This is a genomic window from Bradyrhizobium sp. USDA 4354 (genome assembly GCF_054060315.1).
In genome coordinates, this window is record NZ_JBSSDC010000001.1 from 5,097,673 (window position 1) to 5,124,286 (window position 26,614).

Below are 26,614 nucleotides of genomic sequence, written 5' to 3' on the forward strand. Positions count from 1 at the left end.
CATGATCCTTCCCGCGCTGTTCTTTTATCTCTTCGCCGGCGTCTGTGTCGCTTCGGCCGTGATGGTGATTGTCTCGCGCAATCCCGTGCACTCCGTGCTGTACCTGATCCTGGCCTTCGTCAACGCTTCCGGCCTGTTCGTGCTGATGGGTGCCGAGTTCCTCGGCATGATGTTGATCGTCGTCTATGTCGGCGCGGTCGCGGTGCTGTTCCTGTTCGTGATCATGATGCTCGACGTCGACTTCCTCGAGCTGCGCGAGGGCTTCATCGAGTACCTGCCGGTGGGCCTCGTGATCGGCGGCATCTTCCTGTTCGAGCTGCTGCTCACCGTCGGCTTCTGGGTCATCAACCCCGGCGTCTCCAAGACGATCACGGCGGCGATCCCGGCCAACGTCTCCAACACCGAGGCGCTCGGGCTCGTGCTCTATACGAAGTACATCCACTACTTCCAGCTCGCCGGCATGGTGCTGCTGGTTGCGATGATCGGTGCGATCGTGCTGACGCTGCGGCATAAGGCGAAGGTCAAGCGGCAGGACATCAACGTTCAGAACGCACGCACGCCCGACATGGCGATGGCGATGCGTAAGGTGGCGTCGGGGCAGGGGCTCTCGGACGCCGATGCTGCGGAGTGGGTGAAATGACGATCGGCCTCGGGCACTATCTGGCGGTCGGCGCGATCCTGTTCACGCTTGGCATCCTCGGCATCTTCCTGAACCGCAAGAACATCATCGTCATCCTGATGTCGATCGAGCTGATCCTGCTCTCGGTCAACATCAACCTCGTGGCGTTCTCGACCTTCCTCGGCGACATCGTCGGCCAGGTCTTCGCGCTGCTGGTGCTGACGGTTGCGGCTGCGGAAGCCGCGATCGGTCTCGCCATCCTGGTGGTCTATTTCCGCAACCGCGGCTCGATCGCGGTTGAGGACGTCAATCTGATGAAGGGCTGAGCTCTCCAATGGTTCAGGCAATCGTTTTCCTGCCTCTGCTGGGCGCCATTCTGGCCGGCCTGATCGCGCTTGTGGGCGCTCATGCCCGAAATCCTTCGGGCGACGAGCTCGAGCATCACGGCGATCACGGTCACGCGCATGCTCATGCGTCCGATGCGATCAATGAGGATGCATCGGTCATCCACGAGACCCACCACGAGCCCGGCGACGGTCACGACGGCCACGGCCCGGCTGAGCCGCCGGCGGCTGGCTCGCGCGGCGCCGAGCTGATCACCACGGCGCTTTTGTTCGTCTCGGCCGCACTGTCCTGGATGACCCTGGTCGATGTCGGCTTCATGCACCATGACGCCCGCATCCAGCTGCTGCCCTGGATCTTCTCGGGCGACCTCCAGGTCTGGTGGACCTTGCGCGTCGACACGCTCACCGCCGTGATGCTGGTGGTGGTCACGACCGTGTCCTCGCTCGTGCACCTCTATTCCATCGGCTACATGGACGAGGATCCGAACCGGCCGCGTTTTTTCGGCTATCTCTCGCTGTTCACCTTCGCCATGCTGATGCTGGTGACGGCTGACAACCTGGTGCAGCTGTTCTTCGGCTGGGAAGGCGTGGGTCTCGCCAGTTATCTGCTGATCGGCTTCTGGTACCAGCGGCCCTCGGCGAACGCCGCCGCGATCAAGGCCTTCGTGGTCAACCGCGTCGGCGATTTCGGCTTCGCGCTCGGCATCTTCGCGATTTTCATGCTGGTCGGCTCGACCGATTTCGAGACCATCTTCCATGCCGCACCTGGCCTCACCGGCAAGACCATCAACTTCCTCGGCTGGCACGCCGACGCGCTGACCCTGACCTGTCTCCTCTTGTTCATGGGTGCGATGGGCAAGTCGGCGCAGTTCCTGCTGCACACCTGGTTGCCGGACGCGATGGAAGGCCCGACCCCGGTGTCGGCGCTGATCCACGCCGCGACCATGGTCACCGCCGGCGTGTTCATGGTGGCGCGGCTGTCGCCGCTGTTCGAGCTCGCCCCGAATGCGCAGGCCGTCGTGATGTTCTTCGGCGCGACCACTGCGTTCTTCGCGGCTACGATCGGCCTCGTCCAGAACGACATCAAGCGCATCGTCGCGTACTCGACCTGTTCACAGCTCGGCTACATGTTCGTCGCGATGGGAGCAGGGGCCTATTCGGTCGGCATGTTCCATTTGTTCACGCACGCCTTCTTCAAGGCGCTGCTGTTCCTGGGCTCCGGCTCGGTGATCTACGCGATGCACCACGAGCAGGACATCCGCAACATGGGCGGCCTCTGGAAGAAGATACCCTACACCTATGCGGTGATGGTGGTCGGCACGCTGGCGCTGACCGGCTTCCCGCTCACCGCCGGCTATTTCTCCAAGGACGCGATCATCGAGTCCGCCTACGCCGCGCACAATCCGTTCGCGATGTACGGCTTCCTGATGACGGTCGTCGCAGCCGGCCTGACCTCGTTCTACTCCTGGCGCCTGATCTTCAAGACCTTCCACGGCGAGCCGCATGACGAGCATCACTACGAGGCTGCGCATGAGGCTCCGATCTGGATGCTGATCCCGATCGGCGTCCTCGCGGTCGGCTCGATCCTGGCCGGTTTCCCGTTCAAGGAGCTGTTCGCCGGTCACGGCATCGAGGAGTTCTTCCGCGAGTCCGTGAAGATGAACCCGCACATCATCGAGGAGATGCACCACATCCCCGCGACCATCGCCTTCCTGCCGACGGTGATGATGGTGGTGGGCTTCCTGGTCTCGTACCTGTTCTATATCCAGCGGCCCTACATCCCGGTCCAACTCGCCAAAGAGCAGCCGGGGCTATACCAATTCCTGCTCAACAAATGGTACTTCGACGAACTCTACGACGTCATCTTCGTTCGTCCGGCGAAGTGGATCGGCTACCAGCTCTGGAAGAAGGGCGACGGCTTCATCATCGATGGCTTCGGCCCCGACGGCGTCTCCGCTCGCGTGCTGGACGTCACCCGCAACGTCGTGAAGATCCAGACCGGCTATCTCTATCATTATGCATTCGCCATGCTGATCGGCGCGGCCGGCCTGATCACCTGGTTCATGTTCGGCTTTGGAGGCCAGTAAATGACAACCTGGCCCATTCTTTCGGTCACCACGTTCCTGCCGGTGGTCGGCGCGCTGATCGTCTATCTCAGCCGCGGCGATGACGAGGCGGCGAGGCGCAATTCGCGCTGGATCGCGCTCTGGACCACGCTGATCACCTTCGCGGTGTCGGTGATCCTGGTCATGCGCTTCGATCCCGCAAACCCCGACTTCCAATTCGTCGAAAAGGCGAACTGGCTCGCCACCGGCATCACCTATCATATGGGCGTCGACGGCATTTCGCTGCCCTTCGTGATCCTGACCACCGCCCTGATGCCGTTTTGCATCATCGCGAGCTGGAAGGTCACGAGCCGGGTCCGCGAATACATGATGGCCTTCCTGATCCTGGAAACGCTGATGGTCGGCACCTTCTCCGCGCTCGACCTCGTGCTGTTCTACCTGTTCTTCGAGGGCGGCCTGATCCCGATGTTCCTGATCATCGGTGTCTGGGGCGGCCCGCGCCGGGTCTACGCGTCCTTCAAGTTCTTCCTCTACACGCTGCTCGGCTCGGTCTTGATGTTGCTCGCCATCATGGCGCTGTACTGGAACGGCAACACCACCGACATCCCGACCCTGATGCACACCGCCGTGCCGCGGTCGCTTCAGACCTGGGCCTGGCTCGCCTTCTTCGCCTCCTTTGCGGTGAAGATGCCGATGTGGCCGGTGCACACTTGGCTCCCCGACGCGCATGTCGAGGCGCCGACCGCGGGCTCCGTGGTCCTCGCTGCGATCCTGCTGAAGATGGGCGGCTACGGCTTCCTGCGCTTCTCGCTGCCGATGTTCCCGCTGGCCTCGCACGACTTCGCGCCGCTGATCTTCACGCTGTCTGCCATCGCCATCATCTACACCTCGCTGGTGGCCCTGATGCAGGAGGACATGAAGAAGCTGATCGCATACTCGTCAGTGGCGCATATGGGCTTCGTCACCATGGGTATCTTCGCCGGCACAATGCAGGGCGTCGCCGGCGGCGTGTTCCAGATGATCTCGCACGGCATCGTCTCCGGCGCGCTGTTCCTCTGCGTCGGCATCGTCTACGACCGCCTGCACACCCGCGAGATCGCTGCCTATGGCGGCCTCGTCAACCGGATGCCGCTCTACGCGATGACCTTCATGGTCTTCACCATGGCCAATGTCGGTCTGCCCGGCACGAGCGGCTTCGTCGGCGAGTTCATGACGCTGCTCGGCACCTTCAAGGTCTCGATCCCGACCGCGTTCTTCGCCAGCTTCGGCGTGATCCTGTCGGCGGCTTACGCGCTGTGGCTCTACCGCAAGGTCGTGTTCGGGGCGCTGGTCAAGCCGTCGCTGATGAGCATGAAGGATCTCACCTTCCGGGAGTGTCTGACGCTGTTTCCGATGATCGCGCTGACGATCCTGTTCGGCGTCTGGCCGAAGCCGGTGCTCGACATGTCGGCCGCCTCGGTCCAGCAACTCGTCAACAATTACAATACCGCCGTGACGGCCGTGAAGGCCGCCGCACTGCTCCAGTGATCGGGCAGGTCAGGATATCGCCATGAGCTTTTCGACTGCAGGTTATCAACTGGCGCCGGTGCTGCCCGAGCTCGTGCTCGCGGTCGGCGCCATGGCGCTTCTGATGCTGGGAGCCTATCGCGGGCAGGAGACGACCAGGACGGTCACCTCCCTGGCGGTGGTGCTGCTCATCGTGGTCGGCGCGCTCGTCTACATGCAGCCCGCGGGCAAGCAGGTGACCTTCGGCGGCAGCTTCATCGTCGACGACTTCGCCCGCTTCATGAAGATCCTGGCCTTGATCGGCTCGGCCGTGACGCTGGTCCTGTCGACCGAGTTCCTGTCCGATCCGTCGCGCCGCATCTTCGAGTATGCCATCCTGGTGCTGCTCTCGACGCTCGGCATGATGGTGCTGATCTCGGCCGGCGACCTGATCTCGCTCTATCTCGGCCTCGAATTGATGTCGCTCGCGCTCTACGTCGTGGCGGCCTCGAATCGCGACAACGCCAAGTCGACCGAAGCCGGCTTGAAGTATTTCGTGCTCGGCGCGCTGTCCTCGGGCATGCTGCTGTATGGCGCCTCGCTGATCTACGGCTTCACCGGCACGGTCAGCTTTACCGGCATCGCCTCGGCCGTAACGGTCGCGAATATCGGCCTCGTGTTCGGCCTGGTCTTCCTGCTTGCCGGCCTCTGCTTCAAGATCTCGGTGGTGCCGTTCCATATGTGGACGCCGGACGTGTATGAGGGCGCGCCGACCCCGGTCACCGCCTTCTTCGCCTCGGCGCCGAAGGTGGCCGCGCTCGCCGTCTTCACCCGCGTCACGCTGACGGCATTCCCCGGCATCGTCTCGCAGTGGCAGCAGATCCTGGTGTTCGTGGCTATCGCCTCGATGGCGCTCGGCGCATTCGCGGCGATCGGCCAGAGCAACATCAAGCGCCTGATGGCCTATTCCTCCATCGGCCACATGGGCTTCGCGCTGGTCGGCCTGGCCTCCGGCACGGTCGAGGGTGCACAGGGCGTCTTGATGTACATCGTGATCTATGTCGCGATGACGCTCGGCTCGTTCTCGATCATCCTTGCCATGAAGCGCAACGGCCAGGCCGTGGAGCAGATCAGCGATTTCGCCGGCCTGTCGCGCACCAATCCGCTGCTCGCCTTCATGTTCGCGATGCTGCTGTTCTCGCTCGCCGGCATTCCGCCGCTCGCCGGCTTCTTCGCGAAGTGGTACGTCTTCGTCGCCGCCATCAAGGCCAACCTGTTCACGCTCGCCGTCATCGGCGTGCTGACTAGCGTCGTGGGCGCCTACTACTATCTGGCCATCGTCAAGACGATGTACTTCGACGAGCCGGCCGGCCAGGTCGATCCGGTGCGCATCGAGGTGCGGACGGTGCTGGCGGTCGCGGGTGTGTTCAACATCCTGTTTGCGCTGTTCGCAGGCCCCGTGGTGAGCGTCGCCTCCGCCGCGGCAAAGTCGCTGTTCTAGGATGGCCTTCGCGCTCGGTCCTCGCGCATCGTCGGCGGGCTACAAGCTCGCCGCGTTCGAACGGACCGGCTCGACCAATACCGAGGCGATCGAGCACGCCCGGGCCGGCGAACGCGGCCCGATGTGGTTCGTCACGTCAGAGCAGACCGCCGGCCGCGGCCGCCGCCAGCGCGCCTGGATCGCGCCAAGAGGCAATCTCGCTGCCAGCATCCTCGAAGTGATGGATGTCGCCCCCGCCGTCGCCGCCACGCTCGGCTTTGCCGCCGGGCTGGCGGAGGAGGCGGCGCTGGAGAAGGTGAGCCTCGAGGCCGCGCTCCGCCTCGGCGAAGGGCGCCCCCGCTACGCCCTCAAATGGCCGAACGACGTGCTCGCCGCCGGCAAGAAGCTGGTCGGCATTGGCCTTGAGGCCGAGGCCGTGAGCAACGGCCTCGCCGTCGTCGCCGGCATCGGCACCAACGTCGTTGCCGCGCCCGAGGGCACTCCGACGCCCGCGGTGTCGCTGGCCGCCCTCGGCGTCCAGATCAGCGCGGAGGAGCTGTTCTCGGCCCTTTCGGATGCCTGGGTCGAGTTCCGCGGCATCTGGGACAATGGCCGCGGCTTTGCCGAGATCCGCAAGCTTTGGCTGGAGCGCGCCGCGGGTCTAGGCGAGAAGGTGGCGATCCACACGGGAACGATGACGCTGGAAGGCATTTTTGACACCATCGACGACACTGGCTGCCTGATCGTCCGCACCGCCGAGGGCCGCCTTGTGCCGGTCGCCGCAGGCGAGGTGTTCTTCGGCCCTGTCGCCTCCGTGGGAGCTGCGTGATGGCAAGGCCCGACGAACTGGTGTTTGCGCCGCTCGGCGGCGTCGGCGAGATCGGCATGAACCTGTCGATCTACGGCCTCGGAAACCGCCACCAGCGTGCCTGGCTCGCGGTCGATCTCGGTGTCTCCTTCGGCGACGAGGAGCATCTGCCCGGCATCGACCTGATCATGCCCGACATCTCCTTCCTGGAGAAGGAACGCAAGAACCTCATGGGCCTGGTTTTGACCCACGCCCATGAGGACCATTTCGGCGCCATCATCGATCTCTGGCCGAAGCTGAAATGCCCGATCTACGCCACCAAGTTCAGCGCCGCGCTGTTCGAGGCCAAATGCGCCGCCGAGCGCAATGCGCCCGAGATTCCGGTCACGGTGGTGTCATCAGGCGGCCGCGTCGATATCGGCCCGTTCAACGTCGAGTTCATCCCCGTCGCGCATTCGATTCCGGAGGCGCACGCGCTGGCGATCCACACCGAAGCCGGCATCGTGCTGCACACCGGCGACTGGAAGATCGACCCGACGCCGACGCTCGGGGCTCCGACCGACGAGAAGCGGCTGCGCGAATTGGGCGAGCAGGGCGTGCTCGCCTTGATCGGCGATTCCACCAACGCCGTGCGCGACGGCCGCTCGCCCTCGGAGGCCGAGGTGGCCAAAACCATCATCGACCTCGTGAAGGCCGCCAAGGGCCGCGTCGCGGTCACGACCTTCGCTTCCAACGTCGCCCGCGTCAAAGCCGTCGCCGACGCCGCCAGGGCCGCGGACCGCGAGGTCGTCGTGGTCGGGCGCGCCATGGAGCGCGTGGTGCAGGTCGCGCGCGAGACCGGCTATCTCGACGGCGTGCAGAATTTCCGCTCGCCCGAGGTCTATGGCCACCTGCCGCAGGATAAGGTACTGGCGCTGTGCACCGGCAGCCAGGGCGAGCCGCGCGCGGCGCTGGCGCGCATCGCCAATGACGATCATCCCGAGATCACGCTCAATCGCGGCGACAGCGTCATCTTCTCGTCGCGCACCATTCCCGGCAATGAGAAGGCTGTCAGCTCGATCATCAACAATCTGGTGCTCCAGGGCGTCGAAATCATCACCGACCGCGATGCTCTGGTCCACGTCTCCGGCCATCCCCGCCGCGACGAGCTGCGCGATTTGATCTCCTGGGTGAAGCCGCAGCTCCTGATCCCGGTTCACGGCGAGGCCCTGCATCTGCACGAGCATGCAAAGCTCGCCCGCGCCGCCGGCGTGCCGCGCGTGCTGGTCTGCCGCAACGGCGATCTCGTCAAGCTCGGCCCCGGCGATCCCGGCATCGTCGGCGAGGTGCCGTCGGGCCGGCTCTACAAGGACGGCACGATCCTGGAGGACTCCAAGTCCCGCGCCGTCGTGGAGCGGCGCCGCATGGGCTTTTCCGGTTGCGCCTTCGTCGCCATCGCCATGACCGGGCAGGGTGAGCTGGCCGACGATCCCGAGGTCGATCTGGTCGGCATCCCCGAGAAGAACAGGGCCGGCGAACTCTTCGATGACATCGTCTTCGATGCCGTGATGTCGACCATCGAAGGCCTGCCGAGGGCGCGTCGCCGCGATCCGGACGCTCTGGCCGAGTCGGTGCGACGCGCTGTCCGGGCTGTGATCAACGAACATTGGGGCAAAAAGCCCCCCTGTCTGGTACACGTACTGACAGTTTAACGGGAGAGAACCATGCTGGGTCGCCTCAACCACGTCGCGATCGCGACCAAGGACGCGGTCAAAGCCGCGAAGATCTACGGTGCGGCATTCGGCGCGCAAATTTCCGAAGCCGTGCCGCTGCCCGAGCACGGCGTCACCACCGTGTTCGCGACCCTGCCCAACACCAAGATTGAGTTCATCGAGCCGCTCGGTGAATCCTCCCCGATCGCGAAGTTCCTCGAACGCAATGCCGACGGCGGCATCCACCATGTCTGCTACGAGGTCGTCGACATCATCGTCTCGCGCGACACGCTGGTGAAGGAGGGCGCGCGGGTGCTCGGCGACGGCGTGCCGAAGATCGGTGCCCACGGCAAGCCGGTGCTGTTCCTGCATCCGAAGGACTTTTCCGGCGCGCTGGTCGAGATCGAGCAGGCGTAAGGCCGTCCCATGGCCATCCAGATCTCGACCGCGATTGCGATCTACTTCGTCATCTGGTGGGTCGCGCTGTTCCTGACGCTGCCGTTCTGCGTGCGCAGCCAGCACGAGGACGGCGTCGGCGCACCCGGCACCGACCCCGGCGCGCCGATCCTGACGCGGATGGGGCGCAAGCTGATCTGGACCACGATCATCTCGGCGGTGATCTACGGCCTCGGCGTCGCAGCCTATCATGCCGGCTATCTCTCGATCGAGCGCCTGTCGAAGATGATGGGAATGCCGTTCTAGGGGGTAAGGAACGAAGGATATCAACCAAGCTCGTCATTGCGAGCGGAGCGAAGCAATCCAGTATCCCTCCGCGGAAAGACTCTGGATTGCTTCGCTGCGCTCGCAATGACGCCGGAGATAGTTTGCCTATTGAAACAAAGTTGGGGGAAAACGAATGACTTTTCAGCGTCTCGTCATTGCGCTTCTGGTGCTGATCGTCGCCGGTCTTGGTGCCATCGGCTATGTCGAATGGAAGATGGCCGTGCAGGTGCGCACCCTGAAGGCGTTCGTCGAGGGCTATGTCTTCAACGAGGCGGTGCTGGCCTGCGAGCAGGCCAAGAGCTCGACACCGTTCAAATGGAACGGCGGCAAGAGCACCTCGGTGATCGGCCTGAACTCGGTCAAAACAGACAAATACACCGTCAGCGCCAGCTACACGCTGGTGGCGGACCTCGTTTATTGCGATTACGATCCCATCAAAAGAAAGGCCGAGATCGGCTCGAGCTTCCTGGAGCGGGAGTAACGATCCGGCCCATACAGATGGGATGGGATCGTCATGACCGGGGACCGGGCAGGGGACTATCGGATTCTGCATGAGGCGGCCTTGCGGGATTATCTCGCGGGCCTTCCGGACCTGAAGGGGCGGCTTGGCGGCGAGCCCGCCTCCTGGCGGATCACCGAGGTCGGCGACGGTAATCTCAATCTCGTCTTCATCGTCAAGGGCGACAGCGGCGGCATCGCCGTGAAGCAGGCGCTGCCCTATGTCCGTCTCGTCGGCGAAAGCTGGCCGCTGCCGTTGTCGCGGGCCCATTACGAATATCTCGCTCTGTCGCGGCAGGCCCAGCTCGCTCCGGGCCTCGTACCGGCCGTGCTGCATCACAATGAAGCCTTGGCGCTCACGGTGATGGAGCTGCTCGAACCCCACATCATCATGCGCAAGGGGCTGGTGGCGGCAACGCGCTATCCGCGCTTCGTGGACGATATCACCACCTTCATGGCGCAGACGCTGTTCTTCACCTCCGACCTCGCGCTGTCAGCGGCCGAGAAGAAGGAGGGGATCGCCGCTTTCGCCGGCAACCACGCACTGTGCAAGATCACAGAGGATTTGATCTTCACCGATCCCTACCGCATCGCCGAACAGAACCGCTGGACCGCGCCGTATCTCGACGGCCTGGCCGCGAGCTTGCGCGACGACATGGACCTGCACGTCGCCATCTCCCGGCTGAAGCTGAAATTCATGGCAAGCCCGGAAGCGCTGATCCATGGCGATCTCCACACCGGCTCGATCATGGTGACGGAGAACGAGACGCGGGTGATCGATCCCGAATTCGCGTTCTACGGCCCGATGGGGTTCGATGTCGGCGCCGTGCTGGCGAACCTGCTGATGGCCTATTTCGCCTCCGCCGGGCACGAGCGCGCGCCGGGCGAGCGAAGGGGCTTCGAGGTGTGGGTGCTGGAGACCGTCGAGCAAGTCTGGACCAAGTTCGCCGGCAAATTCCTCGACCTCTGGCGGATGGGAGGCACCGGCGATGCCTATCCCCTCTCGCTCTTCGCCGGCGAGCAGGGTGCCGCGCGGCTGGAGGCCGAGCGACAAAGCTATATGCAGCGCCTGTTCGCGGACACCGTCGGCTTCGCAGCTGCGAAAATCATCCGCCGCATTTTCGGCCTTGCGCACAACATCGATTTCGAGCTGATCGAGGACCCGCGGACACGTGCCATCAGCGAAGCTCGCGCCGTGCGGCTGGCGCGGATCATGATGGTGGAGACGGCGGCATTTCCAGCCATTGTCGACGTCACCGGGGCCGCGCGGAAACTGCGCGATTGGCAGCCGGAGCTATCCGGCTGAGAGCCTCATGGTGAGGAATGCGCCTTCGCACTCCGTCATTGCGAGCGCAGCGAAGCAAATCCAGACTGCCGCTGGGAAAGATTCTGGATTGCTTTGCTGCTCTCGCAATCGACGAGGTGAGAGACGCTGGGCGTCAATAGAGCCGTATGGGAAGCGGCGCGCCCTCCCGGCTGACCAACAGACCCCAGGTCTCGTTGGCCGCGACCTCAAACTCGCGGTTCTGCGCCGCGCCACCCTCGAGCCTGAGCGTGACCTTGTACTTGCCAGGCGACAGATCGATCTTTTGGCTGTCGGGCAATTTGCCTGCGTCGCTGTCGGAGTGGGCCAGTTCCTCTCCGGCATGCGCCGCCAGCTTGACGGTTCGCCCGTTGACGGTGATATCTGCGGCCTCATCCGCCTTGTTGCCGAGCATCAGCCTCACTTGCCCCGGCTTCGGCAGAATGGCGGCCGTAGCGACCGCCGGCTTGCGCAGCGAAAGGTCGGCGATGGTCGTGTTGTGCTGACGGGTCAGCCGGAGCAACACCGGTCCATCAGCCGTCGTGAAGGTGATTGCGGCGCGGTCCGGCTCCACCTCCGCACCGGCATTCTCGGTCCAGCCTCGCTTTCCGAGTGCGGCGCGATAGAAGCCGAGCACGGCCGCGAGGTCGAGTGGCGTCTCGACGTGAGCCGACCTGATGACAGGCGAGTTCTTGGCGGTCATCAGGTCCCAGCGTGCTGGCAGCGGCAGACTGGCCTCTTCGGACATTTTCGCCTCGAACGTCCGGCTGGCGGCCGCAGCCAGGACCGCGACGGCGTCGCAGAGCAGGCGCTCGCCGAGATAGTCCGGGGCGCAGCGGTCCCTGACCGCCGACCAGGTTTCATCGATATAATGATCTGACCGCCAGGTCTGGTGCCAAGTGAAGTGGATGCTGTCGGGCGAGCTGTCGCGGGCAGGGTCCGGCGTGACAGGGATCGCCATCGCAGCCGTCGCGGCGAGCAGACTGCCGATGAGCAAGGCACCTAGCGTTCGACGATTCATTTTTTGCGCGATCCTTGGGCTCAGATAACGATCCTGAGCTTGGTCGCGTTGATCACGAAAATTGTTCACTGTTCCCGGTGCTCGATGACGCACCGCGTCAATTCGGCTTGTATCACCGGGGAGATGCAACCGGCCCCCTGATCTCGTCAAAGGGCGGTCTTCCGGAGCTGACTTGGGTCTTCATCAAAAACGAAGCTTGCGCTCGATGGGTTGCGAATGATCAAATCTCTGATCGGAATACCTGCGTTGTCGGGGTACACATGATGTTCAGGATGATTGCGATCGTTGCTGGCTTGGGATTGGCACTTGCGGCTACCGCGGAGGCTCAGACACCACGCAAGGGCGGAACCATCCGCATGACCGCGCCCTATGGCTCGAGCTTCACCAGCCTGGACATTCACACCACGCAGCGGGCCCAGGACGAGATCTATGCCAAGGCGCTGCACCGGTCGCTCTATATATGGGACTCTGCTGCAGGCAAGCCGGTCCTTGAACTAGCCAAAGAGGATGTCGTCTCAGGCGGCGGACTGGTTCACACCTTCAAGCTGCGCGACGACGCTTATTTCCACAACGGCCGCAAGATGACCGCCGACGACGTCATCTGGTCCTACAACCGCATCATGGACGGCAGCAAAGCCTATCCCGGCGCGCGTTATGTCCGTGTGATCGAGGGCGCGGCCGCAGTGGAGAAGGGCCAGGCCAAGGAGATCTCCGGCCTGAAGAAGATCGACGATTTCACCATCGAGATGAAGCTGACCGAGAAGGTCGACCCGGGGTTCTACTTCTTCACCGCGCTGACCTCGATCTATCCCGCCGACGAGGCTGTCAAGGACAGCTTCATCCAGAAGCCGATCGGTCTCGGGCCGTTCAAATTCGTCGAGCACGTGCCGGGATCGCGCATCGTCCTGGAGCGGTGGGACCGGTTCTATAAGCCCGGCAAACCCTATGCCGACAAGATCATCGTGTCGATCATGGCCGAGGCCGCGGCACGCGATGTCGCCTTCCGCAACAAGGAGATCGACACCTCCGTGCTCGGCCCCGCGCAGTACGTCGCCTATCAGTCCGACGCCGCCCTCAAGGGCACCATCGTCGAGGTCGCCGAGGTCTTCACGCGCTACATGGGGATGAACACCTCGTTCAAGCCATTCGCCGACAAGCGTGTCCGGCAGGCGATCAACTACGCCATCGATACCGACCTGATCATCAACAAGCTGGTCAAGGGCAAGGCCTATCGCGCCACCAGCTGGCTGCCGCTGACCTCGCCGCTCTACGACAAGACCATGAAGCCCTACGCCTACGATCCCGCCAAGGCCAAGCAGCTGCTGACCGAAGCAGGCTATCCTAACGGCTTCGAGTTCGAATGGACCACCAGCCAGAATGAAAGCTGGGGCCTGCCGATCGTCACGGCCATCATACCGATGCTGGACAAGGTCGGCATCAAGGCTAGGGTCAAGCAGGTCGAAACCGCGGTGCTGGCGGAGGTGGTTCGCAGCGGCGACTACCAGGCCTTCATCTATTCCCAGGCGAGCGGACCGGATCCGCAGTCCGCGCTCAAATGCTTCCACTCGTCGACGCCGCAGCCGGCCTGCAACTACATGAACTTCAAGAACGCCGATTTCGACAAGCTGGTCGACGAAGCCGGGCAGGCCGACGACCCCGCAAAGCGCGGCCAGCTGCTGCAGAAGGCCAACGCGCTGCTCTTCGAGGAGGCGCCGGTCTGGTTCTTCAACTACAACAAGGCGGTCATGGCGGTGCAGCCCTGGCTCAAGGGCGTGCAATTGAACGCAACGGAGCTGACCCACCAGAACGTCGAGGATCTCTGGGTCGACGAGACCTCGCCCGCGAAGTGACACGCGCGCTCCCTCCGGCGCCAAAGGCGAGGGAGGGAGCGGGGAAAAGTTGAGATGCTCTCGTTCCTGATCCGTCGCCTCCTGCAGACCGTTCCGACCGTGCTCGCCGTCGTGCTGCTGGTCTTCGTGCTGTTCAGTGTCGTTCCCGGCAGCATCGTCTCGACCATGAGCGACGACAGCGATCCGCAGGTCGAGCTGCGCATGAAGAAGCAGCTCGGCCTCGACCAGCCCGTCTATGTGCGTTTCGGCGCCTATGTTGCGAGGCTTGCGACCGGTGATCTGGGAGCCTCGTTCCGGACGCGCGAGCCGGTGACGACCATGATCGCCAAGCGGGCATGGCCGACCCTGCAACTGATCTTCGCATCCATGGCGTTTGCGGTTCTGCTCGGCGTGCCGCTCGGCTTCGTCGCCGCCTTGCGGCCGGGCAGCCTCGTCGACACCGTCTCGATGGTCCTGGCGGTGTCGGGTCTCTCAATGGCCAAGTTCTGGCTGGGACTGCTGTTGATGTACTTGTTCGCGCTCAAACTCGGCTGGTTGCCGAGTTTCGGCTATGGCGATGGCGGCCTCAAATATCTGGTCCTGCCGGCCGTGACGCTCGGCGTCTCGCCGATGGCGCTGCTGGCCCGGACGACGCGCGCCGCGGTGCTCGAGATCATGACGGCCGACTTCGTCCGCACCGCACGTTCGAAGGGCATGAGCGAGACCAGGGTCGTGAAATGGCACGTGATGCGCAATGCGCTCGTCCTCATTCTCACGACCATGGGCCTGCAATTCGGCGCGTTGATGGGGCAGGCGGTCGTGGTCGAGAAACTGTTCTCCTGGCCGGGCATCGGCTCGCTGCTGGTCGACAGCGTCTTGCAGCGCGACATTCCCGCCGTTCAGGGCTCCATTCTCGTCGTGGTGCTGTTCTTTCTCGCGATCAATCTCTTGATCGACGTGCTCTACGGCGTGATCGATCCCAGGATCAGATACGCATGAAGCTCCGCGCCAATCTCGTCATTGGCGGGTCGTTGTTCGCGCTGGCGATCATCGTCGGCCTGCTCGCGCCCTGGCTGGCGCACACCGATCCCGTCATGGACGCCAATCTGATGAACGCGGAGGAGCCACCGAGCTGGACCTGGTGGTTCGGCACCGACGGGCAGGGCCGCGACATCTATTCCCGTGTCCTGTACGGCGCGCGCGTGTCGCTGACGGTCGGCATCGTCTCGCAGCTCATCAACAGCGTCATTGGCGTGGCGCTGGGCCTGAGCGCCGGCTATTTTGGCGGCTGGTGGGACGATGTCGTCAACGCCCTGACCAATCTGATGCTCGCGATCCCCTCGCTGATCTTCGCGCTCGCCATCATGGCAGTGCTTGGGCCAGGCCTGACGAGCCTGCTGATCGCGCTCGGGCTGACCAACTGGTCCTTCACGTGCCGGCTCGCGCGCGCATCGGCGCTGTCGCTGAGGAGCCAAGGCTATGTACAGGCCGCAACCGTGCTCGGCTATGGCGATCTGCGCATCATGATCACGCAGCTGTTGCCGAACATGCTGGGACCGATCGTCGTCATCGGCACGCTGGGCATGGGCAGCGCGGTCCTCTCCGAAGCCGCGTTGTCGTTCCTCGGCCTCGGCGTCCGCCCGCCTTTTCCGAGCTGGGGCAGCATGTTGTCGGAGGCTCGTGAGCAGATCACGACGGCGCCGTGGCTCTCGGTGTTTCCGGGCCTTGCCATCTTTCTGACCGTGCTGGGCCTGAACTTACTCGGTGACGGGCTGCGCGACATTCTCGATCCACAATCGCGGAGCCGGCGCACATGACCGGCGCGCCGCTGCTCGAGGTCGAGGATCTGCGCATCGATCTCGATGACGGATCGAGGCGTGTTCCGGCAGCCGAAGGCATTTCGTTCCGCATCGATCGTGGCGAGACGTTCGGCCTTGTCGGGGAGTCCGGTTGCGGCAAGAGCATTACCGCGCTCGCTTTGATCGGCCTGTTGCGGCCGCCGTTGTCGGTCGGCGGCGGCGTCATCCGGTTTGAGGGACGGGAGATCCAGCACCTGTCTGCGGCCAGGCAACGGGAGCTGCGCGGCAACCGCATCGCCATGATCTTCCAGGAGCCGATGACGGCGCTGAACCCGGTCTCGCCGGTGGGACGGCAGATCGCCGAGATGTTCGTGCTGCACAAGGGCAAGAGCTGGCGGGAAGCCAACCAGCTGGCCGTGGAGGCCCTCGCGAGCGTGCGCGTTCCCGCGCCAGAGCGGCGCGTGAAAGATTACCCGCACCAGCTGTCCGGCGGCATGCGCCAGCGCGTGATGATCGCCATTGCGCTCGCCTGCGGTCCGGATCTGCTGATTGCCGACGAGCCGACCACCGCGCTCGACGTGACGGTGCAGGCTGAGATCATCGAGTTGATGCGAAACCTGTGCGCCGAGCGGGGGACGGCCATTTTGATGATCAGCCACGATCTCGGCCTCGTCGCCAATGTCTGCCGCCGCGTCGCCGTCATGTATGCCGGCCGCATCGTCGAGGAGCGCAGCTCGGCCGATATCTTCCGCGCGCCCTCTCATCCCTATACGCAGGGCCTCGTCGACTCCCTGCCGCGGCTGGGCAGCCGCGCTGCGCTCGGCCGTAGCAGGCTCAAGGAGATCGCGGGCGTCGTCCCGGCGATCACGAATTTCCCGGATGGCTGCCGGTTCAATCCGCGTTGCGCGCAGGCGAGCGATATTTGCCGCTCCACCGCGCCCGAGACGGATTTGCTGGAGGCGGGCGGCTTGGTGAGGTGTCACCACCATGCTTGAACCGCAAGACATGCCAGCTGAAGCCAGGCGGGACGACGATCTCATTCTTGCCATCGAGGATCTCGCGGTTCATTTCCCGCTGGGAGGCGGCCTGCTGGGCCGCGGCCGGCGGTTGCTGCGTGCGGTTGACGGTGTCGATCTCAAATTGAAGCGCGGCGAATGCCTCGGTCTCGTCGGCGAGTCCGGGTCCGGCAAGTCGACGGTCGCATTGTCGATCCTCGGTCTGCTGACGCCGACGCGCGGGCGCGTCGTGCTGGACGGGCAGGTCGTGACCAACAGGCAATCCGGCGATCGAAAGGCGCTGGCCCGCATCGTGCAGATGGTGTTCCAGGATCCCTATGCCTCGCTCAATCCGCGCCAGACCGTTCGCCGCACGCTCGAAGATCCCCTGCGCGTGCACCGCGTGACCGCAAAAAGCGAGATCGAGGACCGCGTTGCGACCATGCTGCGGCATGTGGGCTTGCGCCCCGAGCAGGCCGACCGCTACCCGCATGAGTTCTCAGGCGGCCAGCGCCAGCGCATCGGCATCGCCCGCGCCCTGATCCTCAACCCCAGGATCGTCATCTGCGACGAGCCGGTCTCGGCGCTCGACGTCTCGATCCGCGCCCAGATCATCAATCTGCTCTTGGAGTTGAAGGACACGCTCGGCCTCTCCTACATCATGATCAGCCACGACCTCGGCGTCGTCGAGCACATGAGCGACCGCGTCGCCGTGATGTATCTCGGCCGCATCGTCGAGGACGGCCACTGGCGCGAGATTTTTGAGCGGCCGGCGCACCCCTATACGCAAGCCCTGATTGCCGCCATCCCCGATCCCTTGCGCCAGGCGCCGCTGGCGACGACAGGCGGCGACCTGCCCAATCCGCTCAACCCGCCGAACGGCTGCGCATTCAGCCCGCGGTGTCGATATGCGGAGGCGGTGTGCCGGAGCGAGCCGGGGCCAGCGCTGGAAACGCGGGCCGACGGACATGCTGTGAGGTGCTGGCGGAGTGAGGAGATTGCGGAGCGGACGGCGTTAGTCTCGACCGGGGGCTAATGCGCCGAAGGGGGGAAGGCGCGTCTATTCCGCTAGCTAGGGCGTGTACTCATAAAAGGCGAATATGTCAGCTCCTGAGGGGCACGCGGAAATCTTGTGTTCAATCAGATCATTACCGCACGTGACCCAATTCGGACATTGGGTCGCAGTGTTTTGAGCCCGCTGTTTCTGGTCGCCCCGCTTTAAAGTGCTAGGCTCCGTACGACGATGAAAGGTTTCCTGAGGGGCTCAATGCAACGGCGTCCGTTCACAGCGCTTCTCGGCGCAGCGGCAACGTGGCCGCTCACAGCGCGCGCTCAGCAGACGTCAATGCCTGTTATCGGCTCGTTGTCCGTGGGCTCGCCCGTCTCGGAGGGCTCGCCCGTCTCGGAATTTGACGCAGCGTTTGAGAAAGGCCTTGCGGAGTGGGGTTATGTGTTCCGCAAGAACGTCACGAAGAAAGCCCGGTATGCACGAGGAAATCACGACAAGCTTGCCGAGCTTGCAAAAGAACTCGTGGGTCTAAACCCGGCCTTGCTCGTGGCGGCAGGCAATGTGGTTGCCGTGGCCGCAAGACGCGCTACCTCAACCATTCCCATAGTTTTCGTCATTGCGTCCGACCCCGTGAAGATCGGGCTCGCGAATAGCCTCGCTCATCCCGGGGGCAATGCCACCGGCGTATCCATGCTGACCGCAACCCTCACACTCAAGCGGCTTGAACTAATCCGAGAACTCCTCCCTCCACACGCAACCATAGGCCTCTTGGTAAACCCGGATAATAACGACTTGTTGCTGGAAATCGAAGAAATTGCACGTTCCACGGGGCAGTCTCTGGAAGTCGCCAAGGCGCGCAACCCGAACGACCTCGAACCGGCATTTGCTCAGCTTGTCAGGGCGAAAGTCGGCGCAGTACTCGTTGGCAATGACGCGGGCTTTTTCGGCCAGCGTGTGCAAATCGTCGCATTGGCAAAGCGTTATTCGCTTCCGGCGACCTATGAATTTCGCGAGTTTTGTGCGGTTGGCGGGCTGATGAGCTACGGTCCGAGCCTAACCGGAGCTTTACGAAAAGCTGGTAGATTCGCCGCGCTCATCTTGAAAGGCGCTCACCCGAGTGATCTGCCTATAGAGCGGCCTACGGAATTTGAACTGGTTATCAATTCAACCACGGCACGGTCTTTGGGCATTCAAATTCCCCCCTCTCTGGTTCTTCGCGCCAGCGAAGTAATCGAGTAGGTCCATTCCGATCCCGGTCATCACCGCCGCTTGTGGCCCATCAGCGAAGTTGCGCCAGCTCTGGCGGAGGTCCGCTCCTCGCGGCAGAGCGGACGAGATTTGCTCAACCGGAGTCTCTTCGCATTTTGACCCCGAAGCGGACATTCGACCGCCTTCCTTACGGACGCGCAACAGTGAGTGACGATTTCAACGGCGGCGCGCCAATCCAAACGGACGAGATTCAGGTCGACGTCAAATCGGCCAAGCGCTTGCATCGCTACTGGTATTTGGAATCCGTCGTCGGCTCGGAGCGGGCGGTGATCTCTCGAAGTATTGTCCTGGCAGCCTCTAGGTCCGGTGTCGCAAAACCCTCGGTGAACTGGCTATAAAGTGGTCCGAGCAAGTCTCGTGCCTCGGCATACCGATCCTGTTCTCTCCACAATCGTGCAAGGCTTGTCGCTGCGCGCAACTCCCACAGCTTGGCACCTTGCTGGCGCGCGATTGCAGCCGCATGCCTGAACCGCGCTTCCGCGGCGCTCGCATCGGCCGTCGGTAGCCGCAGCATCAGCTCACCCATGATCCGATGAAGTTCGGCCTCGAACCACCGCTCGCCGCTTTCTTCCGCGCGCTCCAGCGCCTTTTCGACCAGATCCAAGCCTTCCTCCGCAGCGCCAGAACGGCCGAGCACCTCGGCTTGCAGGCCAAGGAAATACGGCTCGTAGAGCGCGGCCCCGGTAGCACGCCAGGCGGGAATGCCCTGCCGAATCTGCGTGAGCCCGGTCTGGACCTCTCCTGACTGAGTCAGAGCCCAGCCCCGGATCACTATCGCTGGGGCGAGAAAATGGGGGAAGCCCTGCTCCGTCGAAAGTTCGACCAATGCCTCCGCTCGGTCCTTTGCCTCGCGCCACGCTCCGCCATATTGTTCGAAGAAACACGCGAATAACAGGGCATATGCAAGTGTATTGAGGTGAGCGAGCTCGCGGGCAGCACCGAGCGCCTCGTGGCTTTGTGCGCGTGCCTGCTCCGGATAGCCTAGCGCAAACAACGTCCATGAGAGCGCCGCCAGGGCCGCCACGCGCGGATCCTGCACGTAGAGGAAGGCGAGCGAGCGATGCTGCTCCTGGTCATAGAGGGCGAGTGTCCGCTCCAGATGGATACGGGCAGCCGTCACCTCGCCGCGCCAAAAGGCACCGGTCCCACTGACGCGGTGGGCCACCACGGTTGCCGAGGTTTCCTGATGGTCCTGCGCCCGACGCAGAAACTCGTCTGCCACTTCGCGTGCCGCGTTGTGCTCGGCGCGCACGCCGTGGAACACCCATTGACCATAGAGTAGGGGCCAAAGCTGGGCGGTGGTTCCGATCTGCTCGCAGAGCTCGCGGGCACGCGCGTTGGCCCGTCCGGCGTCGGGCGCTGACCAGCCTTGCGTAGCCATCAGCGCCACGCCCAACGCCACTTGAAGGTCAAGTTCTCGTCGCTTCTGATCGGCCTCCGGCAAGCTCGCGAGCAGGTCCAAGCCGTTCCGCAACTGTGCAAGCGCTTCGGCCATAGCCGAGCGGGCGATGGCCCGCTGTCCCGCCCTCAGCCAATAGTCCGTCGCCGGTTCGGCCAGCCCCGCCTCAGTATAATGGCGGGCCAAAAGCTCCGGCTGTGCTTGCACCCTCTCCGGAAAATGCTGCTCGAGCGCGGCGGCAATTCGGGCGTGCAAGCGCTGCCGCTTTGCACGCACCAGGGTCGCATAGGCGGCGTCCTGCACGAGCGCATGCTTGAAGCTGTAGGTCGCCTGGGGCGGCGTCCCGCGCCGGAAGACCAGGCCCGAGCCGACGAGGTCGTCCAAGGCCACCTGCAGTTCGCCCTCCGGCAGCGCTGTCGTCATCGCGAGCAGTTCGTGCGAGAACTCCCGGCCAATCGCGGCCGCGACCTGAGCCACCTCACGAGCGGGGGCCAGCCGGTCGAGCCGGGCCAGCAGCGACTCCTGGAGCGTGGTTGGGATCGCCATGGGCGGCAGGGGCCCCGCGAGCGCGTAATGGTCCCCCTCATCGCGGAGCAGATTGGTCTCCAGCACCGTCCGCGTCAGCTCCTCGACGAACAGCGGCACGCCGTCCGTCTTGGCGACGATCTGGTCGAGCACCACAGGAGGTAGCGCCTTGCCGCCGCTCAGCCGTGCGACCATGGCCGCGCCCTGCCGGCGGCTCAACCGTCTGAGGTTCAGCGCGGTAACGTGGGCATAGCGCGTCCAGCGTGGCTCGAACTCGGGCCGGAAGGTGATGAGGACGAGCACGGGGACGCCTTGCACCCGATCGACAAGGAGATCGAGCAGCTCGAGCGAGGTCGGATCTGCCCAGTGCACGTCCTCGAACAAGGCGAGGACGGGCCGGCGCCTTGCGAGCCCCAACACCTGATCCACGAGTTCCTCGAGCGTTCGCTCCTTCTGCCGATGCGGGCTCATGTCGAGTGGCGGGTAACGCGCATCCGTCTCGAGCGACAGCAATGCCGCGAGCAGTGGGGCCACCGCCGCGACATGATGGGTCGAGAGCGCAAGCAGCGCCTCGAGCTTGTCAAGCCGCGTTGCGGCAGAATCGTCCACGGCGAAGCCCGCCGCCCGCTCCAAATGCCCGATCACCGGATAAAACGGGCTGGTCTGATGGTGCGGTGAGCAGTAGTGGCCGAGGGCGGTATGCGGCTCATTTTCAAGTCGCCCGCGCAGCGCCCGCACGAGGCGCGACTTGCCGATGCCAGGCTCGCCCGTCAGCAGGACCACTTGGCCCTCACTCTCCTTGGCTCGCTCCCAGTGCTCGAGCAGCAGGCCGATCTCGTTCTCGCGACCGACAAGGGGCGTTAAACCTGCGCCGTGCAACGCTTCGAACCGGCTCTCGGCGCTGCCTTCCCCGACCACGCGCCACAGGCGGACGGGAACTGGAAATCCCTTTAGGATCTGCAGGCCGAGCTCGGCGAGCTCGAACAGCCCGCCAATAAGCTCTCGGGTGCGGGCGGAGATCACCACGGTGTCGGGCTCGGCAAGGGTTTGCAGGCGCGCCGCGAGGTTGGGCGTGTCGCCGACCACCGTCGCGCGCGGCGCCTTCGCCGATCAACTCACCGACAACGACGGGGCCGGTCGCGATGCCGATGCGGGCCGCCAGCACCTCACCATGCGCCGATGCCAGGTTTTGTACCGCCGCGACCGCGGCGAGGCCGGCCCGCACGGCGCGTTCGGCCTCATCTTCGTGGGCGCGTGGATAGCCAAAATAGGCCAGGACACCGTCGCCCATGTACTTCGCGACGTGCCCTTCGAACCTTCCGATCGCGCCCGCCACCGCGCTCTGATAGGTCCGCAGGACTTCGGCCATTTCCTCCGGATCGAGCCGAGCCGCGAGCGCGGTCGAGTCGACCAGGTCGACAAACATCACGGTAAGTTGGCGGCGCTCGGCCTCGGGTGCAAGCGAACCGTTTCCGGAGGTAACGGTAGGGACGACCGCAATGGTGGTAGCCGGCATTGAGCCGGCGCGCAGTGCAGCAATGGCGGCGAGCAGCTTGCGGCGATGCCCGATCGAGACGACCCCAAGACCGATCAGATCCTCCGCCGTGAGGTCCATGAGGACCTCGGCATCAATGTCGTTCTCCCGGAACGCCTGCTCGTACTGTCCCAGCCCCAGACCACACAGCCAGGCCCCGATATCCATGGGCTCCTCCCGGCTTTCGTCTTCAGCGCTAAGGTGTTCCAGTCTAGCTCAAGATGGCGTGCGCTGCGCGCGATGAAACGTCACGACCAGAGCGCCGACGAAGGAGAGCTTATGGCCCATCAGCGATTGCGCCTCATTGCGCCAGAGCTGACCAGCCTTGCTCGACCTGAGTTCTTCGGAGTTTTATCCATTGCAGACCTCAGTCTCCTTCAATCCAATTCCTGCTTCGCTAAGGGCGTTTAGAATGCGATCGATGTCTTTCGGGTCCAGTACTCGGCTGTCACGCAGCTCATTCAGCTCATCGAAGGTAATCTTACCGTCACGTTGACCGATTTCGATGGCTCGTCGAATGATTTCTGGCACGCTCATGTTCTCTCCATTTTCAGAAGCCTCTACGATACTGAGAGAGACGGGTTGTGGCCCAACTCTTACGTCTGGTGACGCCGGCTTCTGCGCGGCTATCAGGAGCAAGCGGACCTCCATCCGCGCTCCAACTGCGGCGCGGGTTTATGACGACGCGCCCTGGACGGTCACCACGATTTTTCTCTGTACGGGTAAGGGTGCATTGAGTTGAACGGAAGCCATGGGCCCCCGGCACGCAACCTTTGGTGGCGTCAACTCCCGACGCCGCCGACCAGACGCGGGCGGCGATTAGCGAGCGGGTTCTCGGCCGGCCGTGCGCGCAACCACGCGCGAAAACTGACGATCTCGGGACAATCCGCTGTGCCTTCAGGCGCAACGAGCCAATCGCCCAAGCCGGCCCCCTCATCGACCCGGTCGCAGCGATAGCCCGGGTGGTGGCCCACGCCGCGGGCGATCAAGAGGTCGACCTTGCCCTCGATCAGCTCGTGCAAGCCTGCGGGCTGCAGCACCCGCAAGCCGATCTCCGCGTGTTCGCTGCGAAACGCCGCAAGTTCTATGCGGCGCAGGTCGTAACTGCCGTGGACTCCCAAATGCAGCTGCTCCGCACCTGCCGGCTTCAACTGCGAGGTCGCCTCGGCAAGGTGGCGAAAGCCTTCGGAGATCCCTGGCAGATAGGCCTGGCCGGCCGCGGTGAGGATGAGCTGCTTGTGCAGCCGCTCGAACAGCTGCACGCCGAGGCGCGCCTCCAGCGCTTTAACCTGCTGCCCCACGGCGGCGGGCGTGACATGCAGCTCATGCGCAGCCAGCTTGAAGCTGAGATGCCGGGCGGCGGCCTCGAAGGCGCGGAGCGCGTTGAGCGGGGGAAGGGCGTAGGTCATTGCACAGCAAGTTTGACACCGATAGGCCGCGGCCTTGCAATAGATTTTCTTGCGCTGAACCGCAGGAATGATGCTTTGCGCAGCAGTGATGCCGCCGGATACGCTTGGCTCACAAATCCGGAGAAATGCCATGCCCCCAGCTCAGATCGTCAGCCACAATCCCGCAACGGTTCACGCGCCCGCCGGCGGCTACAGCATGGGACTCGAGCTGAAGCAGCACCGCCGCCTGTTGTTCATCAGCGGCCAGGTGCCCGAAAATTCTGACGGCACCGTGCCCGAAGGTTTCGAGGCGCAATGCGAGCAGGCCTGGCGCAACGTCAGGGAGGTGCTCGCCGCGGCAGGTCTCGGCATCGAGCACCTGGTCAAGGTCACCACGTTCCTGACTGACCGCAGTCAAGTCGTCACCAACCGCGCCATTCGGCGCGCGATGCTCGGGGAGCACCAGCCAGCACTGACCGTCGTGGTCGTCGAGACCGTCGACAGCAAATGGCTGCTGGAGATCGAGGCGATCGCCGCGGAATGACGCGGCTTCGTCGATGTTGCAATGAGCCAATCATATCAGGTGTCCAATGGCTGAGATCCATCCGTTCTACCAGACGCACCGGCACGCGATGGAGGCCGCCATGCGCGAGCGAATAGACCTTGCCGAAGCGATGCTTCGCGAGCGCGCGCATCTCTCCGATATCGACGGAATCAGGCAGGAAGTGATGGACGAATTCGAGATCGTCCTCACCCAGATGCCCTATGTCGGCGGTGCGGCAAGCCGCATGAGTGATTTCTTCATGCGCCTGACCGGCTTCATGGCCATCAGTCGGGTGCTGCGACGCCACGGCGTGCCGGTGCCCGTGATCGGCGAGATCGAGCGGGACACCTACAAGGCGCAGCTGCTGACGACGCCCGAAGCCGAGCGTCTCGCCGCGGGGCGGCAGTTCATGTCCTCCGAGAACCAGGCGTTGCTGCGCGAGCAAGCGGCAAGGAGCGCTACGGAAAGCCATCAGAAGGAGTTTCCGGAAGACTTCGTCTACGATTTCGTCGAGCCGGGTCCGCAAGACAAGTTTGAATTCGGCATCAATTACAAGGCCTGCGGCTTCTGCAAACTCGCGGCGCGCCATGGCGACAAGGAGATCCTGCCGAACATCTGCGGCCTCGATTTCGATGCCTACGCCACGCGCGGCATCCGCCTGGAAAGGACGCAGACGCTGGCGAGCGGCGCCAGCCACTGCAATTTCCGCTTCTCGCGATTAGACCGCACCCGCTCACCCGCGATATAGGTGATCCCGGATCGCCGTTCTGCCGCCACGTCGTCATTGCGAGCGCAGCGAAGCAATCCAGAATCCCTCCGCAGAAAGACTCTGGATTGCTTCGCTGCGCTCGCAATGACTAGATCGGTGCAGCGAGCCTCGCTCTATCACCGTCACCCTGAGGTGGCCGCTTCTTCAGCGGCCCTCGAAGGGCGACGGCCCGGCTGGCACATCGGCCGTTCATCCTTCGGAGGCTCAGCGTGCTGCGTTCGCATCGCACGCTGCGCACCTCCAGCGACAACGGCTTCGCCGTTGCGCGGGGATGACGGTCATCAGTTTGCAATTGACGTCAAAAACTCTTGGAAGGACTGCCGCCGATGTGCTCGTCGCCACGATGACATCATGCCCCTGTTTTGCCCGACGAGTCAAATTGACTTCGCCAAATCGGAAGTTCACGCCGCTGTCGGCAAGTCATTGATTTTGCTAGCCCCGGCTACTGTGCATGGGGTTGTTTTCGCGCTTTTCGTTTGGCGGCCATCTAATCCGCCGCTTTTTCCCTTAACCGCTGCGCATAGACGTTGATGACCAGCGCCGCCAAGAGGATCAGGCCGCGGATCAGGATCTTCAGGAAGCTGTCGATGTTGACGTGGTCGAGGCCGTTGTTGAGCACGCCGAGCACGAACAGGCCGACGATGGTGTTGCCGATGCCGCCCCGGCCGCCGAACAGGCTGGTGCCGCCGACGACCACCGCGGCGATGGAGTCGAGCAGGTAGGTGTCGAACTCGTTCTGCTGCGCGCTGCCGAAATGAGCGACGCCGAGCATGCCGCCGATGCCGGAGCACACCGCCGAGATCACCATCACGCTGCCTAAGATCAGCTTGACGTTGAGGCCGGAATATTCGGCGGCCTCGCGATTGCCCCCGACCATGTAGACGTAGCGGCCGAAGCGCGTGTAGGTCAGCACCAGATGGCCGCCGAGCAGCATGATGGCGGCGACGATGACGATCCAGGGGATGCCGCCGATCGAGCCGGAGCCGAGCGTCGTGATCAGGCTCGGCACCTTGTAGGCGATCTGGCCGCGCACCAGCAGCGCCGAGATGCCGGCGGCGATCTGCATCATCGCCAGGGTCATGATGAACGAGGGGATGCCGATCACGGTCAGCCCCAACGCGTTGACGAGCCCCAGCAGGGCGCAGAGCAGGATCGACAGGATGATCGCGACCGCGCCGGGCAGGGGGATGTTGGCGATGTTGACGTAGGATTCCTGCAGCGTGAAGTAGGCGACCGCGATGCCCGTGACGTTCGCGATGCTGGCGATCGACAGGTCGATCTCGGCGCAGAGGATCACGAAGGTGAGGCCGACGGCGATGATGCCCGTCACCGACACCTGCGTCAGGATGTTGCCGAGATTGTCGAGGGTCGCGAAGGAGGGGCTGGCGAAGGCGAAGAAGGCGGACAGGAAGATCAACGTCAGGAAGGGGGCGATGTTGCGCATCTGCGAGCGCAGGAAGGGCGCAAGCCCTCGCGCCCGCTGTCCCGTCGCCAAAGCCGTCTCGCTGCTCATGTG

At 63.8% G+C, this 26,614-nt stretch carries 24 protein-coding genes and 1 pseudogene; 19 read left to right on the forward strand and 6 right to left on the reverse strand.

Going from position 1 to position 26,614, the window contains the following annotated elements; genetic code table 11:
• The first annotated feature begins 1 nt into the window (after position 1).
• The 11 genes from ACVIIV_RS23610 (at position 2) to mtnK (ending at position 11,020) form a co-directional block, all read left to right on the forward strand.
• Positions 2–640 carry an NADH-quinone oxidoreductase subunit J gene (locus ACVIIV_RS23610; RefSeq protein ID WP_456746282.1) on the forward strand — a complete coding sequence of 213 codons (639 nt, stop codon included), beginning with the start codon at positions 2–4 and terminating at the stop codon, positions 638–640.
• Positions 637–945, forward strand: coding sequence for an NADH-quinone oxidoreductase subunit NuoK (gene nuoK, locus ACVIIV_RS23615; RefSeq protein ID WP_008547737.1), 309 nt, complete (start codon positions 637–639; stop codon positions 943–945). Before ACVIIV_RS23610 ends, nuoK begins: the two co-directional genes overlap by 4 nt.
• An 8-nt stretch (positions 946–953) precedes the next feature.
• Positions 954–3,050: an NADH-quinone oxidoreductase subunit L gene (gene nuoL / locus ACVIIV_RS23620; RefSeq protein WP_456746283.1), complete on the forward strand. Its 2,097-nt coding sequence runs from the start codon at positions 954–956 to the stop codon at positions 3,048–3,050.
• Positions 3,051–4,556 (forward strand): NADH-quinone oxidoreductase subunit M, encoded by a 1,506-nt coding sequence (locus tag ACVIIV_RS23625; RefSeq protein ID WP_456746284.1) that lies wholly within the window; start codon positions 3,051–3,053, stop codon positions 4,554–4,556.
• A 22-nt stretch (positions 4,557–4,578) separates the two neighbouring features.
• Positions 4,579–6,015 carry an NADH-quinone oxidoreductase subunit NuoN gene (nuoN, locus tag ACVIIV_RS23630; protein WP_456746285.1) on the forward strand — a complete coding sequence of 479 codons (1,437 nt, stop codon included), beginning with the start codon at positions 4,579–4,581 and terminating at the stop codon, positions 6,013–6,015.
• A gap of 1 nt (position 6,016) precedes the next feature.
• Positions 6,017–6,823 (forward strand): biotin--[acetyl-CoA-carboxylase] ligase, encoded by an 807-nt coding sequence (locus tag ACVIIV_RS23635; RefSeq protein ID WP_456746286.1) that lies wholly within the window; start codon positions 6,017–6,019, stop codon positions 6,821–6,823.
• On the forward strand, positions 6,823–8,493 hold the full coding sequence (locus ACVIIV_RS23640; RefSeq protein ID WP_456746287.1) for a ribonuclease J: 1,671 nt from the start codon (positions 6,823–6,825) through the stop codon (positions 8,491–8,493). Before ACVIIV_RS23635 ends, ACVIIV_RS23640 begins: the two co-directional genes overlap by 1 nt.
• 12 nt (positions 8,494–8,505) lie before the next feature.
• Positions 8,506–8,910, forward strand: coding sequence for a methylmalonyl-CoA epimerase (gene mce, locus ACVIIV_RS23645; protein ID WP_211402129.1), 405 nt, complete (start codon positions 8,506–8,508; stop codon positions 8,908–8,910).
• A 9-nt stretch (positions 8,911–8,919) separates the two neighbouring features.
• Positions 8,920–9,195, forward strand: a complete 276-nt coding sequence (locus tag ACVIIV_RS23650; RefSeq protein ID WP_456746288.1) for a DUF1467 family protein — start codon at positions 8,920–8,922, stop codon at positions 9,193–9,195.
• Positions 9,196–9,349: 154 nt separating this feature from the next.
• Positions 9,350–9,697, forward strand: a complete 348-nt coding sequence (locus ACVIIV_RS23655; protein ID WP_456746289.1) for a hypothetical protein — start codon at positions 9,350–9,352, stop codon at positions 9,695–9,697.
• Between the two features lie 33 nt (positions 9,698–9,730).
• The gene (gene mtnK / locus ACVIIV_RS23660; protein ID WP_456746290.1) at positions 9,731–11,020 is read left to right on the forward strand and encodes an S-methyl-5-thioribose kinase; all 1,290 of its coding nucleotides are present in this window, start codon (positions 9,731–9,733) and stop codon (positions 11,018–11,020) included.
• Positions 11,021–11,153: 133 nt separating this feature from the next.
• Here mtnK and ACVIIV_RS23665 read toward each other — a convergent pair whose 3' ends face one another.
• On the reverse strand, positions 11,154–12,038 hold the full coding sequence (locus tag ACVIIV_RS23665) for a hypothetical protein (protein ID WP_456746291.1): 885 nt from the start codon (positions 12,036–12,038) through the stop codon (positions 11,154–11,156).
• Between the two features lie 260 nt (positions 12,039–12,298).
• Between ACVIIV_RS23665 and ACVIIV_RS23670 the strand changes: the two genes are divergently transcribed.
• From ACVIIV_RS23670 to ACVIIV_RS23695, 6 genes are all read left to right on the forward strand, one after another.
• On the forward strand, positions 12,299–13,888 hold the full coding sequence (locus ACVIIV_RS23670) for an ABC transporter substrate-binding protein (protein WP_456746292.1): 1,590 nt from the start codon (positions 12,299–12,301) through the stop codon (positions 13,886–13,888).
• A gap of 54 nt (positions 13,889–13,942) precedes the next feature.
• Positions 13,943–14,866: an ABC transporter permease gene (locus ACVIIV_RS23675; protein WP_456746293.1), complete on the forward strand. Its 924-nt coding sequence runs from the start codon at positions 13,943–13,945 to the stop codon at positions 14,864–14,866.
• Positions 14,863–15,684, forward strand: a complete 822-nt coding sequence (locus ACVIIV_RS23680; RefSeq protein ID WP_456746294.1) for an ABC transporter permease — start codon at positions 14,863–14,865, stop codon at positions 15,682–15,684. The genes ACVIIV_RS23675 and ACVIIV_RS23680 overlap by 4 nt, the downstream gene beginning before the upstream one ends.
• Positions 15,681–16,661: an ABC transporter ATP-binding protein gene (locus ACVIIV_RS23685; RefSeq protein WP_456746295.1), complete on the forward strand. Its 981-nt coding sequence runs from the start codon at positions 15,681–15,683 to the stop codon at positions 16,659–16,661. The genes ACVIIV_RS23680 and ACVIIV_RS23685 overlap by 4 nt, the downstream gene beginning before the upstream one ends.
• The gene (locus tag ACVIIV_RS23690; protein WP_456746296.1) at positions 16,654–17,697 is read left to right on the forward strand and encodes an ABC transporter ATP-binding protein; all 1,044 of its coding nucleotides are present in this window, start codon (positions 16,654–16,656) and stop codon (positions 17,695–17,697) included. Before ACVIIV_RS23685 ends, ACVIIV_RS23690 begins: the two co-directional genes overlap by 8 nt.
• Positions 17,698–18,006: 309 nt before the next feature.
• Entirely contained in the window at positions 18,007–18,909 is a 903-nt protein-coding gene (locus ACVIIV_RS23695; protein WP_456746297.1) for an ABC transporter substrate-binding protein, read from the forward strand.
• 256 nt (positions 18,910–19,165) lie between these two features.
• Here ACVIIV_RS23695 and ACVIIV_RS23700 read toward each other — a convergent pair whose 3' ends face one another.
• From ACVIIV_RS23700 to ACVIIV_RS23715, 4 genes and pseudogenes are all read right to left on the reverse strand, one after another.
• Positions 19,166–21,949 carry an AAA family ATPase gene (locus ACVIIV_RS23700; protein ID WP_456746298.1) on the reverse strand — a complete coding sequence of 928 codons (2,784 nt, stop codon included), beginning with the start codon at positions 21,947–21,949 and terminating at the stop codon, positions 19,166–19,168.
• A 91-nt stretch (positions 21,950–22,040) separates the two neighbouring features.
• A pseudogene (locus ACVIIV_RS23705) lies at positions 22,041–22,565 on the reverse strand (adenylate/guanylate cyclase domain-containing protein); the annotation flags it as partial.
• A gap of 183 nt (positions 22,566–22,748) precedes the next feature.
• Entirely contained in the window at positions 22,749–22,934 is a 186-nt protein-coding gene (locus ACVIIV_RS23710; RefSeq protein WP_456746299.1) for an RNA polymerase sigma factor region1.1 domain-containing protein, read from the reverse strand.
• A 245-nt stretch (positions 22,935–23,179) separates the two neighbouring features.
• Positions 23,180–23,806, reverse strand: a complete 627-nt coding sequence (locus ACVIIV_RS23715) for a LysR family transcriptional regulator (RefSeq protein ID WP_456748804.1) — start codon at positions 23,804–23,806, stop codon at positions 23,180–23,182.
• 130 nt (positions 23,807–23,936) lie between these two features.
• Here ACVIIV_RS23715 and ACVIIV_RS23720 point away from each other — a divergent pair, with 130 nt between their 5' ends.
• Both ACVIIV_RS23720 and ACVIIV_RS23725 read left to right on the forward strand, forming a co-directional pair.
• Positions 23,937–24,329: a RidA family protein gene (locus ACVIIV_RS23720; RefSeq protein WP_456746300.1), complete on the forward strand. Its 393-nt coding sequence runs from the start codon at positions 23,937–23,939 to the stop codon at positions 24,327–24,329.
• Between the two features lie 46 nt (positions 24,330–24,375).
• Entirely contained in the window at positions 24,376–25,077 is a 702-nt protein-coding gene (locus ACVIIV_RS23725) for an L-2-amino-thiazoline-4-carboxylic acid hydrolase (RefSeq protein WP_456746301.1), read from the forward strand.
• A gap of 508 nt (positions 25,078–25,585) precedes the next feature.
• Here ACVIIV_RS23725 and ACVIIV_RS23730 read toward each other — a convergent pair.
• A complete protein-coding gene (locus ACVIIV_RS23730) occupies positions 25,586–26,611 on the reverse strand; it encodes an ABC transporter permease (protein WP_456746302.1) in 1,026 nt (341 codons plus the stop codon).
• Between the last annotated feature and the right edge of the window lie 3 nt (positions 26,612–26,614).

What these genes read in the sequence shown, in the direction of transcription:
- ACVIIV_RS23610 (WP_456746282.1), top strand. Translation starts at nt 2, where the DNA reads ATGATCCTTCCCGCGCTGTTCTTTTATCTCTTCGCCGGCGTCTGTGTC.
- nuoK (WP_008547737.1), top strand. Translation starts at nt 637, where the DNA reads ATGACGATCGGCCTCGGGCACTATCTGGCGGTCGGCGCGATCCTGTTC.
- nuoL (WP_456746283.1), top strand. Translation starts at nt 954, where the DNA reads ATGGTTCAGGCAATCGTTTTCCTGCCTCTGCTGGGCGCCATTCTGGCC.
- ACVIIV_RS23625 (WP_456746284.1), top strand. Translation starts at nt 3,051, where the DNA reads ATGACAACCTGGCCCATTCTTTCGGTCACCACGTTCCTGCCGGTGGTC.
- nuoN (WP_456746285.1), top strand. Translation starts at nt 4,579, where the DNA reads ATGAGCTTTTCGACTGCAGGTTATCAACTGGCGCCGGTGCTGCCCGAG.
- ACVIIV_RS23635 (WP_456746286.1), top strand. Translation starts at nt 6,017, where the DNA reads ATGGCCTTCGCGCTCGGTCCTCGCGCATCGTCGGCGGGCTACAAGCTC.
- ACVIIV_RS23640 (WP_456746287.1), top strand. Translation starts at nt 6,823, where the DNA reads ATGGCAAGGCCCGACGAACTGGTGTTTGCGCCGCTCGGCGGCGTCGGC.
- mce (WP_211402129.1), top strand. Translation starts at nt 8,506, where the DNA reads ATGCTGGGTCGCCTCAACCACGTCGCGATCGCGACCAAGGACGCGGTC.
- ACVIIV_RS23650 (WP_456746288.1), top strand. Translation starts at nt 8,920, where the DNA reads ATGGCCATCCAGATCTCGACCGCGATTGCGATCTACTTCGTCATCTGG.
- ACVIIV_RS23655 (WP_456746289.1), top strand. Translation starts at nt 9,350, where the DNA reads ATGACTTTTCAGCGTCTCGTCATTGCGCTTCTGGTGCTGATCGTCGCC.
- mtnK (WP_456746290.1), top strand. Translation starts at nt 9,731, where the DNA reads ATGACCGGGGACCGGGCAGGGGACTATCGGATTCTGCATGAGGCGGCC.
- ACVIIV_RS23665 (WP_456746291.1), bottom strand. Translation starts at nt 12,038, where the DNA reads ATGAATCGTCGAACGCTAGGTGCCTTGCTCATCGGCAGTCTGCTCGCC.
- ACVIIV_RS23670 (WP_456746292.1), top strand. Translation starts at nt 12,299, where the DNA reads ATGATGTTCAGGATGATTGCGATCGTTGCTGGCTTGGGATTGGCACTT.
- ACVIIV_RS23675 (WP_456746293.1), top strand. Translation starts at nt 13,943, where the DNA reads ATGCTCTCGTTCCTGATCCGTCGCCTCCTGCAGACCGTTCCGACCGTG.
- ACVIIV_RS23680 (WP_456746294.1), top strand. Translation starts at nt 14,863, where the DNA reads ATGAAGCTCCGCGCCAATCTCGTCATTGGCGGGTCGTTGTTCGCGCTG.
- ACVIIV_RS23685 (WP_456746295.1), top strand. Translation starts at nt 15,681, where the DNA reads ATGACCGGCGCGCCGCTGCTCGAGGTCGAGGATCTGCGCATCGATCTC.
- ACVIIV_RS23690 (WP_456746296.1), top strand. Translation starts at nt 16,654, where the DNA reads ATGCTTGAACCGCAAGACATGCCAGCTGAAGCCAGGCGGGACGACGAT.
- ACVIIV_RS23695 (WP_456746297.1), top strand. Translation starts at nt 18,007, where the DNA reads ATGCCTGTTATCGGCTCGTTGTCCGTGGGCTCGCCCGTCTCGGAGGGC.
- ACVIIV_RS23710 (WP_456746299.1), bottom strand. Translation starts at nt 22,934, where the DNA reads ATGAGCGTGCCAGAAATCATTCGACGAGCCATCGAAATCGGTCAACGT.
- ACVIIV_RS23715 (WP_456748804.1), bottom strand. Translation starts at nt 23,806, where the DNA reads ATGACCTACGCCCTTCCCCCGCTCAACGCGCTCCGCGCCTTCGAGGCC.
- ACVIIV_RS23720 (WP_456746300.1), top strand. Translation starts at nt 23,937, where the DNA reads ATGCCCCCAGCTCAGATCGTCAGCCACAATCCCGCAACGGTTCACGCG.
- ACVIIV_RS23725 (WP_456746301.1), top strand. Translation starts at nt 24,376, where the DNA reads ATGGCTGAGATCCATCCGTTCTACCAGACGCACCGGCACGCGATGGAG.
- ACVIIV_RS23730 (WP_456746302.1), bottom strand. Translation starts at nt 26,611, where the DNA reads ATGAGCAGCGAGACGGCTTTGGCGACGGGACAGCGGGCGCGAGGGCTT.